The sequence below is a fragment of the Streptomyces sp. NPDC005302 genome (assembly GCF_040607345.1).
GTDB lineage: Bacteria > Actinomycetota > Actinomycetes > Streptomycetales > Streptomycetaceae > Streptomyces.
Genome location: NZ_JBEXGN010000029.1, coordinates 47,719 through 60,112 on the forward strand (window position 1 = coordinate 47,719; position 12,394 = coordinate 60,112).

The window sequence follows — 12,394 nt, forward strand, 5'->3', positions numbered from 1 at the left end:
TGTCGTGCGGCCGGCCGAAGAGGCCCTTGTGCGGCGGTTGCCGTGCGGGTCACCGGCCCGTCGCGCGACCGGGTGACCGTCAGGTCCTCATTGTCCTGCACGGACGGAGCGGACCGCATGCCGCCCGGCCCCGCGGCCCGCTCCGCGCTCATGCCGCCGTCCGCAGCGCGAGCAGGTCCGAGATGGCGTGGACGGTGCGCAGGGTCGGCACCGGCACCCCGGTGATCTCGGCGAGTTCCACGACGGCCGCGAGCAGCACGTCGAGTTCAAGGGGCTTACCGCGCTCCAGGTCCTGGAGCGTGGAGGTGCGGTGGTCCCCGACCCGCTCGGCGCCCGCGAGGCGACGCTCGATGGACACCCCCACCTCGCAGCCGAGTGCCTCGGCGACGCTCAGCGTCTCGGTCATCATGATCTCGATGACCTTGCGCGTCCCGCCGTGCAGGCACATCTGCCGCATCGTGGCGCGGGCGAGTGCGCTGATCGGGTTGAAGGAGATGTTGCCGAGCAGCTTGAGCCAGATATCGTTGCGCAGGTCCGGCTCGACCGGGCACTTCAGCCCGCCGTCCCGCATCGCGTCGCCGAACGCCCGGCAGCGTGCCGAGACGGACCGGTCCGGTTCCCCGATGGAGAACCGGGTGCCTTCGAGATGGCGGACGACGCCGGGCCCCTCCAGTTCCGTGGCGGCGTACACGACGCAGCCGATGGCCCGCTCCGGCGCGAGCACCGCACTGACCGCGCCGCCGGGGTCCACGCTCTCCACGCGGTGACCGTCGTAGGGTCCGCCGTGCCGGTGGAAGTACCACCAGGGGATCCCGTTCTGGGCGGCGATCACCGCCGTGGTGTCGTGCAGCAGCGGCTCGATGAGCGGCCCGCACGCCGCGTACGAGTTGGCCTTGAGGCCGAGGAAGACGTAGTCGACCGGACCGATCTCGGCCGGGTCGTCGGTGGCATGGGCCCGGGCGGTGAAGTCGCCGCGCGGGCTGAGGACTTGGACGCCGTGCTGCCGCATGGCCGCGAGATGCGGTCCACGGGCCACGAGATGCACGTCGGCGCCCGCCCGGTGCAGCGCGGCGCCGACGTAGGCGCCGATCGCACCGGCGCCGAGAACTGCGACTCTCACTGTGTGGCGCTCCGTTCGGTCGAGGGTACCGAGGAACTGCCGAACTCTGTCGACGAAATATTGTCTACAGGATGGAATGAGTCGCGGCAAGGGATTCGACAACCACCGTGCGCAGTACGTGAATCAGCCACGCGCGCGACCCCGCCGGCGTCCGCGGGCCCGCTCGGCCGGCGTCCACGACCGTTCGTCGCGTCAGGAGGACCGCTCGTCGCACGCGTCCCGCCGGTTTGCGTCACGCGGCTTCCCAGCCGGGCAACCGCTTCCTATCGTTCCGGATCATGAGCCCCCCTGTCGCACCCCCCGGCTGGAGCCGCTGGCTCGTCCCGCCGGCCGCCCTGTCGGTCCACCTCTCCATCGGCCAGGCGTACGCCTGGAGCGTCTTCAAGCCGCCGCTGGAGTCCGCGCTCGGTCTCAGCGGGACCGAGAGCGCGCTGCCCTTCCAGCTCGGCATCGTGATGCTCGGCCTGTCCGCCGCGTTCGGCGGCACGCTCGTCGAGCGCAACGGCCCGCGCTGGGCGATGACCGTCGCCCTCGTCTGCTTCTCCTCCGGCTTCCTGATCTCCGCGCTCGGCGCCGCCACCGAGCAGTACTGGCTGATCGTGTTCGGCTACGGATTCGTCGGCGGGATCGGCCTCGGCATCGGCTACATTTCGCCGGTGTCCACCCTGATCAAGTGGTTCCCGGACCGGCCGGGCATGGCCACCGGCATCGCGATCATGGGCTTCGGCGGCGGCGCGCTGATCGCCTCGCCCTGGTCCGCCCAGATGCTGAAGTCCTTCGGGTCCGACTCCTCCGGCATCGCCCTCGCGTTCCTCGTGCACGGACTGACGTACGCCCTCTTCATGACGCTCGGTGTCCTGCTGGTGCGCGTTCCGCGCGGTGAGCGGCCGGTCGCCTCCGGGCCGAGCGCGCTCGACGGCGTCCAGGTCTCGGCGCGCAGCGCGGTGCGCACCCCGCAGTTCTGGTGCCTGTGGATCGTGCTCTGCATGAACGTGACCGCGGGCATCGGCATCCTGGAGAAGGCCGCCCCGATGATCACGGACTTCTTCGCCGACAGCTCCACCCCCGTGTCCGTCTCCGCCGCGGCTGGCTTCGTCGCCCTGCTGTCCGCCGCCAACATGGCGGGCCGGATCGGCTGGTCCTCGACCTCCGACCTGATCGGCCGCAAGAACATCTACCGCCTCTACCTCGGCGTCGGCGCGCTCATGTACGCGCTCATCGCCTGGTTCGGGGACTCCTCCAAGCCGCTGTTCATCGTCGGCGCCCTGGTGATCCTCTCCTTCTACGGCGGGGGCTTCGCCACCGTTCCGGCGTACCTGAAGGACCTCTTCGGCACCTACCAGGTCGGTGCGATCCACGGACGGCTGCTCACCGCCTGGTCCACGGCGGGCGTGCTCGGACCGCTGATCGTCAACCGGATCGCGGACCACCAGGAGGCGGCCGGCAAACACGGCTCGGCCCTCTACGGCATGTCGTTCCTGATCATGATCGGGCTGCTCGTCGTAGGCTTCGTCGCCAACGAGTTCGTGCGGCCCGTCCACCCCCGCCACCACGTCCCCGCACCGAGGGAGGCAGCCGATGTCGCACGACAGCAGCCCGAGTCCGCCTGACCGGCGACCGCTCATCGTCTTCGCCTGGCTCTGGGTGGGCGCACCCCTGTGCTATGGCGTCTATGAGCTGGTACAGAAAGCGACACAACTGTTCAGTGGGTGAGTGTTCGGGCTGGCCGAGAGTCTGACAGAAGCCGACAAGCCTGGCGCCCAGATCCTGTGGCATCACCTGCCGTCGTACCCGTGAGTCACTGATCAGACTGGTGGATCCCGCTACCCAAGGCAACGAGGGGGACCACTCATGAACGGCTCACGGATCGCCGCCGTCGGCCATTACCAGCCCGCCAAGGTACTCACCAACGAGGACCTGGCGGGCATGGTCGACACCAGCGACGAGTGGATCAGGAGCCGGGTCGGCATCCGGACGCGGCACATCGCCGGGCCCGACGAGCCGGTCGACGAGCTGGCCGCGCACGCTGCCGCCAAGGCGCTCGCCGCCGCGGGACTGACGCCGGGCGACATCGACCTGGTGCTCGTCGCCACGTCCACCGCCGTCGACCGCTCCCCGAACATGGCCGCCCGGGTCGCCGCCCGCCTCGGCATCCCCTCCCCGGCCGCCATGGACGTCAACGTCGTCTGCGCCGGTTTCACGCACGCCCTCGCCACGGCCGACCACGCCGTGCGCGCCGGTGCCGCGACCCGGGCGCTGGTCATCGGGGCCGACAAGATGTCCGAGGTGGCGGACTGGACCGACCGCACGACCTGCGTCCTGGTCGGGGACGGCGCGGGCGCCGCCGTCGTCGAGGCCTGCGCGCCGGGTGCGGAGCCCGGCATCGGCCCGGTGCTGTGGGGCTCGGTGCCCGAGATGGGGCACGCGGTCCGCATCGAGGGCACCCCCGCGCGCTTCGCGCAGGAGGGCCAGAGCGTCTACCGCTGGGCGACCACCCAGCTCCCGCCGATCGCCCGCAAGGCCTGCGAGCGGGCCGGCCTCACCCCCGAGGACCTCGCCGGCGTCGTCCTGCACCAGGCGAACCTGCGCATCATCGAGCCGCTCGCCCAGAAGATCGGCGCGGTCAACGCCGTCGTCGCGCGGGACGTCGTCGAGTCCGGGAACACCTCGGCCGCGAGCATCCCCCTCGCCTTCTCCAAGCTCGTCGAGCGCGGCGAGATCTCCTCGGGCGACCCGGTCCTGCTGTTCGGTTTCGGCGGCAACCTCTCGTACGCGGGACAGGTCGTCCGCTGCCCCTGATCCGGCTCCCGCCGCCCGCCCGAGCTGCCGGCGGGCTCGGCCGGGATCCGGCCCACCCCCGTGTGACAGGCCCAACTCCCGTGCCCACGTGGCTTTGTGCGCCGTAGACTGTAGGCGAAAGACAATTCATAATTGACTTTCCCTATCGCGGCGACGGCGCTGCCCAGGAGGGACCGTGATGTTGTCGGCAGGACTGCCTCAGGGAGCGGTACCCAAGCTCGAACGGCCGGGCCCGCTGCGCGACCGCGTGTACGAGGCGCTGCTCGAACTCATCACGACCCGCGCCCTCCAGCCGGGCCAGCACCTCGTCGAGAGCGAACTCGCCGGCCATCTCGGGGTGTCCCGGCAGCCGGTACGGGAGGCGCTGCAGCGGCTGAGCACGGAGGGCTGGGTCGATCTGCGGCCCGCCCAGGGCGCGTTCGTGCACGAGCCGACCGAGGAGGAGGCCGACCAGCTCCTCACGGTGCGCACGCTCCTGGAGGCCGAGGCGGCCCGGCTCGCGGCCGCCAACGCGGGCAGCGACGCGATCAGCGCACTGGAGGACCTGTGCGCACAGGGCGAGCGGGCGGTGGCCGCCGACGACGTGGACGCCGCGGTCGCGCTGAACGCCCGGCTGCACGCCAAGGTCATGGAACTCGCCGGGAACACGGTGCTCGCGGAGCTCGCCGCGCAGGTCGACCGCCGGGTCCGCTGGTACTACACACCGGTCGCCCGGCAGCGCGGCAAGCAGTCCTGGATCGAGCACCGCGAGCTGATCGCCGCGATCGCGGGACGCGACGGCCAGCGCGCCACCGCGGTCATGAGGGCCCACACGGAGCACACCCGGAAGATGTACCACGACCGCGCCAAGTAACTCGCTGAACACCGAAGTCGACCGCCCCGCCCACCGTCCGTGGCGTCGCCGGCGGCGGTCCGAAGGATGCCCGCGCGCCCGTCTTTGTCCACGGAGTGGAGAAAGTGGGTGCCGATTGCTGCGCTACTTCTTCCCACCTCCGGCAGCCGCTGCTACGTTCCCCTCGAAAGCGCGACCGGTGCGTGTGGCCGGAAACGTACGGACGCAGGCCGGTGGGGCGGGGAGGGGCTCGTGAGACGCATGACGGCACGACCCGCGAACGCCCATCAGGCCAGGCTGCTGCGGCTGTTGCGTGACGACGGCCCCAACTCCCGTGCCCAGCTCGGCGACCGGATCGACCTGTCCCGGTCGAAGCTGGCCGTCGAGGTGGACCGGCTCCTGGAGACCGGGCTCGTCGTGGCGGACGGCCTCGCCGCCTCACGCGGCGGCCGCCGCTCCCACAACATCCGGCTCGCGCCGGCGCTGCGCTTCCTGGGGGTCGACATCGGGGCCACCTCGGTCGACGTGGCCGTCACCAACGCCGAACTGGAGATCCTGGGACACATCAACCAGCCCATGGACGTCCGCGAGGGACCGGTCGCGGTCTTCGAACAAGTCCTGGGCATGGCAGCGAAGTTGAAGGACTCGGGGTTCGCGGAGGGCTTCGACGGCGCAGGCATCGGCGTCCCGGGACCGGTCCGCTTCCCCGAAGGCGTACCGGTCGCCCCGCCGATCATGCCCGGCTGGGACGGCTTCCCGGTCCGCGAGGCACTCAGCCAGGAACTGGGCTGCCCGGTCATGGTCGACAACGACGTGAACCTGATGGCGATGGGGGAGCAGCACGCGGGCGTCGCCCGCTCCGTGGGCGACTTCCTCTGCGTCAAGATCGGCACCGGCATCGGCTGCGGCATCGTCGTCGGCGGAGAGGTGCACCGCGGGGCCACGGGCAGCGCGGGGGACATCGGGCACATCCAGTCCGTGCCCGGCGGACGTCCGTGCGCCTGCGGCAACCGGGGCTGCCTGGAGGCCCACTTCAGCGGAGCCGCGCTCGCGCGCGACGCCGTGGAGGCCGCCCACCAGGGACGGTCGGCCGAACTCGCCGCGCGGCTGGAGGCGAACGGCGGCCTCACCGCCGTCGACGTCGCCGCGGCCGCCGCGGCGGGCGACGCCACGGCGCTCGACCTGATCCGGGAGGGCGGCAACCGCACCGGCCAGGTCATCGCCGCACTCGTCAGCTTCTTCAATCCGGGCCTGGTGGTGATCGGCGGCGGGGTGACGGGTCTCGGCCACACCCTGCTCGCCGCGATCCGCACCCAGGTCTACCGCCAGTCGCTTCCGCTCGCGACCGGCAACCTGCCCATCGTCCTCGGGGAGCTGGGCCCGACCGCCGGAGTCATCGGCGGGGCTCGGCTGATCAGCGACCACCTGTTCTCACCCGCGTAACCCGCACCCCACCGCGGAGCACCGGCACGACGCCCGGCTCCGCCGTGTCCGAAAACAGCTCGCCCTGCACGCGCACCACCCGGCAACCGGCCCGCACGCCTGCCAAGGGGAACCGTCATGGCACCCGAACCACCGCTGCTCACCATGTCCGGCATCACCAAGTCGTTCCCCGGCGTCAGGGCCCTCGACGGCGTCGACCTCGACGTGCAGGCAGGCGAGGTCCACTGTCTGCTCGGCCAGAACGGCGCCGGAAAGTCCACGCTCATCAAGGTCCTGGCCGGCGCCCACCAGCCCGACGACGGCACCATCACCTGGCGGGGCGAACCCGTCACCCTCCGGTCCCCGATCGCCGCGATGCGCCTCGGCATCGCCACCATCTACCAGGAACTCGACCTGGTGGAGGGCCTGTCGGTGGCCGAGAACGTCCATCTCGGACACGAACTCACCACCGCCGGATTCATCGTGCGCGGGAAGGCCGCCAGGACGTCGACCGGCGCGCTGCTCAAGCGGCTCGGACATCCGGAGATCGGTCCGGGGCGGCTCGTCGGCGACCTGTCGGCGGCCCAGCAGCAGATCGTCTCCATGGCCCGGGCGCTCTCCCACGACGTACGGCTGATCGTCATGGACGAGCCGTCCGCCGCCCTCGACCCCGACGAGGTCGACAACCTCTTCCGCATCGTCGGCGGGCTGACCGCGGGCGGCGTCGCCGTCGTGTACATCTCGCACCGGCTGGAGGAGATCCGCCGCATCGGCGACCGGGTCACCGTGCTGAAGGACGGGCGCGCGGTCGCGGGCGGACTGCCCGCCAGATCCACCCCGACCCGCGAGGTCGTGGCCCTGATGACCGGCCGGAACGTCGAGTACGCCTTCCCCGTCCGGCCCACCGGACGGCCGGCGGCGGACCCCGTCCTCACCGTCCGGGGCCTGTCCCGGGAGGGCGAGTTCGCGCCGCTCGACCTCGACGTGCGCCCCGGCGAGATCGTCGGCCTCGCGGGGCTCGTCGGCTCCGGACGCTCCGAGATCCTGGAGACGATCTACGGGGCGCGCAGGCCCACGACCGGCCGGGTCGCCGTCGGCGGCAGACCGCTGCGCACCGGCAGCGTGCGCGCCGCCGTGCGCGCCGGGCTCGGCCTCGCCCCCGAGGAGCGCAAGGCCCAGGCCCTGCTGATGCTGGAGTCCGTCACCCGCAACGTGTCCGTGTCGTCCATGTCCCGCTACGCGCACGGCGGTTGGATCGACCGGCGCGCCGAGCGCGTCGCGGCGCGGGCCGCGACCCGGGAACTCTCGCTGCGCCCCGACAACCCGTCCGCGCCGGTCCGCACCCTGTCCGGCGGGAACCAGCAGAAGGCCGTGCTCGCCCGCTGGCTGCTGCGCGGCTGCCGGGTCCTGCTCCTCGACGAACCCACCCGCGGGGTCGACGTCGGCGCCCGCGCCGAGCTGTACGCCGTCGTCCGGCGGCTCGCCGACGAGGGGCTCGCCGTCCTGCTGGTCTCCAGCGAGGTGCCCGAGGTGCTCGGGCTCGCCGACCGGGTCCTCGTGCTCCGCGAGGGCCGCGTCGTCCACGAGGCACCGGCGGCGGAGCTGGACGAACACCGCGTACTCGACCTCGTCATGGAAGGAAGCCCTGTGGCCAGTGAAGGGAGCCCGGCGTCATGACGCAGCACGTGTCCCCGCCCCGGGAAGGCACCGGCAAGGTGCCGTCGACGGGTGAACTCCCCGCGTGGCGAACGGCCGTGGCCCGCGCCGACGTCCGCACCCTGTCGCTTCTCGGTGTCCTCGCCGTCCTCGTGGTCATCGGAGGGGTGACCCGGCCCGAAGAATTCCTCGACACCCGCAACCTCCAACTCGTCCTCACCCAGGCCTCGGTGATCGGTGTCGTCACCGTCGGCATGACCTTCGTCATCACCTCCGGCGGCATCGACCTGTCGGTCGGCGCGATCGTCGCGCTGTCCTCGGTGTGGGCGACCACGGTCGCCACCCAGGAGTACGGCTTCGCGGGCATCCTCCTCACGGCGGTGCTCGTCGGCGTGGGCTGCGGCCTCGTCAACGGACTGCTCGTCGCCTACGGCGGGGTGGTGCCCTTCATCGCCACGCTCGCCATGCTCGCCTCGGCCCGCGGTCTCGCCCTGCAGATCACCGACGGCAGAACCCAGATCGTGTCGGTGGACGGCGTCCTCGGGCTCGGTGAGCGCGACGCGTACGTACTGGGCGTCCCGCCGCTGGTCCTCGTCTTCGCCGTCGTCACCGTCATCGGCTGGCTGATCCTGAACCGCACCACCTTCGGCCGCCGCACCGTCGCCGTCGGAGGCAACGCGGAGGCGGCCCGCCTCGCCGGCATCGACGTACGACGCCAGCGGCTCTACCTCTACCTGCTGTCCGGACTGTGCTGCGGCATCGCCGCGTTCCTGCTGATCATCCTGTCCGGCTCCGGCCAGAACACCAACGGCAACCTGTACGAACTCGACGCCATCGCGGCCGCGATCATCGGCGGCACCCTGCTCAGCGGCGGCCGCGGCACCATCACCGGCTCCGTGCTGGGCGTCCTCATCTTCACGACGATCACCAACATCTTCGCGCTGAACAACCTCCAGAGCGACGTCCAGCAGATCGCCAAGGGCGCGATCATCGTCGCCGCGGTCCTGGTCCAGCGGCGCACAGCAAGCACGACCTGACACGGGAAGGGTCCACCGCCATGCCAGAACCCATGAGCCTGACCAGCCGCAGAGGACTGCTCTTCGGCACCGCCGCCGTCTCGGCCGGCGTCCTCCTCACCGGCTGCACCAGCAACGACACCAAGGACGAGAAGCCGGCCGCGAACGACCGGCCGGCCGCCGACGACAAGCCCGGCAAGCACGTCACCATCGGCTTCGCCGGACCCCAGGCCGACCACGGCTGGCTCAACGCCATCAACGACAACGCCAAGAGCCGCGCCAAGAAGTACGCGGACGTCAGCCTGGAGATCACCGAGGGCTCCAACGACACCGCGGCGCAGATCGGCCAGATCGAGACGCTGATCAACAAGAAGGTCGACGTGCTGGTCGTGCTGCCCGCCGACGGCAAGGCGCTCACCCAGGTCGGCCTCAAGGCGATGCGCGCCGGCATCCCCGTCATCAACCTCGACCGGATCTTCAACTCGCCGCAGGCGTACCGCTGCTGGATCGGCGGCGACAACTACGGCATGGGGCTCAGCGCCGGCCACTACATCGGGGAGAAGCTCAAGGGCAAGAGCGACGCCCGGGTCATCGAGCTGGCCGGGATCGACAACCTGGAGCTCACCAAGCAGCGCACCCAGGGCTTCGACGCGGCGCTGAAGAACTATCCGAACGTCAAGAAGGTCGCCCGCCAGGCGGCCGAGTTCACCGTCGAGACCGGCCAGGCCAAGATGGCCCAACTCCTCCAGGCGCAGCCGAAGTTCGACGCGCTGTGGAACCACGACGACGACCAGGGCGTGGGCGCGCTGCGGGCCATCGAGCAGGCGGGACGGGACGGCTTCCTGATGGTCGGCGGGGCGGGCGCGCTCTCCGCCTTCCAGGCCATCGAGGCCGACGACAGCGTCCTGAAGGCGACGGTCCTGTACCCGCCGACCATGGCCGCGTCCGCGATCGACCTCGCCCGCACCCTCGGCCAGGGCAAGGGCATCGGGGGACTGGCCGAGTTCGAGATCCCCGCCTCGCTCACCCTCTACTCGGCCGTCGTCGACAAGGACAACGTCAAGCAGTACATGTCCACCGGCTTCAAGTGAGCCGCCCCCGTTCCAGGGGCCCGGTACGGGGGTCCGGGCCCCTTTTCCCACCGCGCCACGACGACGAGGAGGACATCCGTATGGGACAGCCGCACCGGGGTGACGAGGCCGCGAAGCCCCCACTGCGTGTCGGCATGGTCGGCTACGCGTTCATGGGCGCCGCCCACTCGCAGGGCTGGCGCACCGCGGGCCGCGTCTTCGACCTGCCGCTGCGCCCCGTCCTCGCCGCCGTCTGCGGCCGGGACGGAGCGGCGGTGCGGGCGATGGCCGACCGGCACGGCTGGGCGGCGGCCGAGACGGACTGGCGTGCGCTGATCGCCCGGGACGACGTCGACCTCGTCGACATCTGCACCCCCGGCGACAGCCACGCCGAGATCGCGGTCGCCGCGCTGGCCGCGGGCAAGCACGTGCTGTGCGAGAAGCCCCTCGCGAACACGGTCGCCGAGGCGGAGACGATGGCCGCGGCGGCCGCGACGGCCCTCGGACACGGCCGGCTGTCCATGGTCGGCTTCAACTACCGCAGACTGCCCGCCACGGTGCTCGCCCGCTCCATGGTCGCCGAGGGCCGCCTCGGCGCTCTGCGGCACGTACGGGTCACCTACCTCCAGGACTGGCTGGTCGACCCGGACTTCCCGCTCACCTGGCGGCTCCGCAGGGAGGTGGCCGGCTCGGGGGCGCTCGGGGATCTCGGCGCGCACATCGTCGACCTCGCGCAGTTCCTGGCGGGGGAACCGCTGGGCGGGGTGTCCGCGCTCACCGAGACGTTCGTGCGCAGTCGGCCGTGGCCCGCGGGTGCCTCCAGTGGCCTCTCCGCCGTGCCGGGAGCGGACAGCGGGGCGGGCGGCGCGGGCGCCGGTACGGGTTCCGTGTCCGGGAGCGGCCCGGACGAGGGAGCCACGGGCAGCATCCAGCGGTCCGGTTCGGGAGCCGTCACCGTCGACGACGCCGCCCTGTTCACCGCCCGCTTCGCCTCCGGCGCCCTCGCCTCCTTCGAGGCCTCCCGCTTCGCGACCGGACGCAAGAACGCCCTGCGCATCGAACTCAACGGCGAGCGCGGCTCGTTGGCCTTCGACCTGGAACGTCTCAACGAACTCTCGTACCACGACCACACCGAGCCCGCCACGCACGCCGGCTTCCGCCGCATCCTGGTCACCGAGCCCGACCATCCCTACCTCGACGCCTGGTGGCCGCCGGGCCACGGCCTCGGCTACGAGCACACCTTCGTGCACCAGGCCCGCGACCTCGTCCGCGCCATCGCCGCCGGCCGCCCGCCCACCCCGTCCTTCGCCGACGGCCTCCAGGTGCAGCGCGTCCTCGCCGCGGTCGAGGAGAGCGCCGAGAAGAACTCCGTCTACACCCCCATCGCGGTCTGAGGAGGCCCGTCATGCCACGCACCTTCACGCTCTTCACCGGCCAGTGGGCCGACCTGCCCCTCGAAGAGGTCTGCCGGCTGGCCCGCGACTTCGGCTACGACGGGCTCGAACTCGCCTGCTGGGGGGACCACTTCGAGGTCGACAAGGCACTCGCCGACCCGGCGTACGTCGACTCCCGGCGGGCCCTGCTCGACAAGTACGGGCTGACCTGCCGGGCCATCTCCAACCACCTCGTCGGGCAGGCCGTCTGCGACGCCATCATCGACGAGCGCCACCGCGCCATCCTGCCCGCCCGGATCTGGGGCGACGGCGAGGCCGAGGGCGTCCGGCAGCGGGCCGCGGCCGAGATCGCCGACACCGCCCGGGCGGCCGCCGCGCTCGGCGTCGACACCGTCATCGGCTTCACCGGCTCGGCGATCTGGCACCTCGTCGCGATGTTCCCGCCCGTCCCCGAGTCGATGATCGAGCGCGGCTACGAGGACTTCGCGACCCGGTGGAACCCGGTCCTGGACGTCTTCGACGCCGAGGGCGTCCGGTTCGCCCACGAGGTCCACCCCAGCGAGATCGCGTACGACTACTGGACCACCCACCGGGCCCTGGCCGCCGTTGACCACCGGCCCGCCTTCGGCCTCAACTTCGACCCGTCCCACTTCGTGTGGCAGGACCTCGACCCGGTCGGCTTCCTGTACGACTTCCGTGACCGGATCTACCACGTCGACTGCAAGGAGGCCCGCAAGCGCCTCGACGGCCGCAACGGCCGCCTCGGCTCCCATCTGCCCTGGGGCGACCCGCGCCGCGGCTGGGACTTCGTCTCCGCGGGCCACGGCGACGTCCCCTGGGAGGACGTCTTCCGCATGCTGCGCTCCATCGGCTACACCGGACCGGTGTCGGTCGAGTGGGAGGACGCGGGCATGGACCGGCTCCAGGGCGCGCCCGAGGCGCTGAAGCGTCTGAAGGCCTACGACTTCGACCCGCCGTCGGCGTCCTTCGACGCCGCCTTCGCGGGCAACGACTAGGCGGCGCACAGTAGTTGTTGCCATTCCTTCTCTTTCCTCTTCCTCTGTACCGCACCATGTGAGGGGCCC

Annotated in this window: 10 protein-coding genes; 9 read left to right on the forward strand and 1 reads right to left on the reverse strand. The window is 71.6% G+C overall.

The genetic code is table 11. From position 1 onward, the window contains the following. Positions 1 to 148 precede the first annotated feature (148 nt). Positions 149 to 1,120, reverse strand: a complete 972-nt coding sequence (locus ABZT74_RS31165; RefSeq protein ID WP_355874064.1) for a 2-dehydropantoate 2-reductase — start codon at positions 1,118 to 1,120, stop codon at positions 149 to 151. Positions 1,121 to 1,398: 278 nt separating this feature from the next. Between ABZT74_RS31165 and ABZT74_RS31170 the strand changes: the two genes are divergently transcribed. From ABZT74_RS31170 to ABZT74_RS31210, 9 genes are all read left to right on the forward strand, one after another. Then, entirely contained in the window at positions 1,399 to 2,730 is a 1,332-nt protein-coding gene (locus ABZT74_RS31170) for an OFA family MFS transporter (RefSeq protein WP_356440421.1), read from the forward strand. Positions 2,731 to 2,971: 241 nt separating this feature from the next. Further along, positions 2,972 to 3,919 carry a beta-ketoacyl-ACP synthase III gene (locus ABZT74_RS31175; protein WP_355874058.1) on the forward strand — a complete coding sequence of 316 codons (948 nt, stop codon included), beginning with the start codon at positions 2,972 to 2,974 and terminating at the stop codon, positions 3,917 to 3,919. Positions 3,920 to 4,097: 178 nt separating this feature from the next. Beyond that, the gene (locus ABZT74_RS31180) at positions 4,098 to 4,772 is read left to right on the forward strand and encodes a GntR family transcriptional regulator (RefSeq protein WP_356173813.1); all 675 of its coding nucleotides are present in this window, start codon (positions 4,098 to 4,100) and stop codon (positions 4,770 to 4,772) included. 240 nt (positions 4,773 to 5,012) lie between these two features. Further along, complete coding sequence (locus ABZT74_RS31185) at positions 5,013 to 6,194, forward strand: ROK family transcriptional regulator (RefSeq protein WP_355874052.1); 1,182 nt, start codon at positions 5,013 to 5,015, stop codon at positions 6,192 to 6,194. A gap of 117 nt (positions 6,195 to 6,311) precedes the next feature. Further along, positions 6,312 to 7,850 carry a sugar ABC transporter ATP-binding protein gene (locus tag ABZT74_RS31190; RefSeq protein ID WP_356440425.1) on the forward strand — a complete coding sequence of 513 codons (1,539 nt, stop codon included), beginning with the start codon at positions 6,312 to 6,314 and terminating at the stop codon, positions 7,848 to 7,850. Beyond that, a complete protein-coding gene (locus ABZT74_RS31195; protein WP_355874045.1) occupies positions 7,847 to 8,866 on the forward strand; it encodes an ABC transporter permease in 1,020 nt (339 codons plus the stop codon). The genes ABZT74_RS31190 and ABZT74_RS31195 overlap by 4 nt, the downstream gene beginning before the upstream one ends. 20 nt (positions 8,867 to 8,886) lie before the next feature. Beyond that, entirely contained in the window at positions 8,887 to 9,936 is a 1,050-nt protein-coding gene (locus ABZT74_RS31200; RefSeq protein ID WP_355874042.1) for a substrate-binding domain-containing protein, read from the forward strand. Between the two features lie 80 nt (positions 9,937 to 10,016). After that, the gene (locus tag ABZT74_RS31205; RefSeq protein WP_356440428.1) at positions 10,017 to 11,309 is read left to right on the forward strand and encodes a Gfo/Idh/MocA family oxidoreductase; all 1,293 of its coding nucleotides are present in this window, start codon (positions 10,017 to 10,019) and stop codon (positions 11,307 to 11,309) included. A gap of 11 nt (positions 11,310 to 11,320) precedes the next feature. Beyond that, the gene (locus ABZT74_RS31210) at positions 11,321 to 12,325 is read left to right on the forward strand and encodes a sugar phosphate isomerase/epimerase family protein (RefSeq protein WP_355874037.1); all 1,005 of its coding nucleotides are present in this window, start codon (positions 11,321 to 11,323) and stop codon (positions 12,323 to 12,325) included. The last annotated feature ends 69 nt before the right edge of the window (positions 12,326 to 12,394 follow it).

Bases quoted from the DNA above. Each gene is read 5' to 3' on its own strand.
- ABZT74_RS31200 (WP_355874042.1), top strand. From the start codon at position 8,887: ATGCCAGAACCCATGAGCCTGACCAGCCGCAGAGGACTGCTCTTCGGC.
- ABZT74_RS31190 (WP_356440425.1), top strand. From the start codon at position 6,312: ATGGCACCCGAACCACCGCTGCTCACCATGTCCGGCATCACCAAGTCG.
- ABZT74_RS31180 (WP_356173813.1), top strand. From the start codon at position 4,098: ATGTTGTCGGCAGGACTGCCTCAGGGAGCGGTACCCAAGCTCGAACGG.
- ABZT74_RS31185 (WP_355874052.1), top strand. From the start codon at position 5,013: ATGACGGCACGACCCGCGAACGCCCATCAGGCCAGGCTGCTGCGGCTG.
- ABZT74_RS31205 (WP_356440428.1), top strand. From the start codon at position 10,017: ATGGGACAGCCGCACCGGGGTGACGAGGCCGCGAAGCCCCCACTGCGT.
- ABZT74_RS31195 (WP_355874045.1), top strand. From the start codon at position 7,847: ATGACGCAGCACGTGTCCCCGCCCCGGGAAGGCACCGGCAAGGTGCCG.
- ABZT74_RS31170 (WP_356440421.1), top strand. From the start codon at position 1,399: ATGAGCCCCCCTGTCGCACCCCCCGGCTGGAGCCGCTGGCTCGTCCCG.
- ABZT74_RS31210 (WP_355874037.1), top strand. From the start codon at position 11,321: ATGCCACGCACCTTCACGCTCTTCACCGGCCAGTGGGCCGACCTGCCC.
- ABZT74_RS31175 (WP_355874058.1), top strand. From the start codon at position 2,972: ATGAACGGCTCACGGATCGCCGCCGTCGGCCATTACCAGCCCGCCAAG.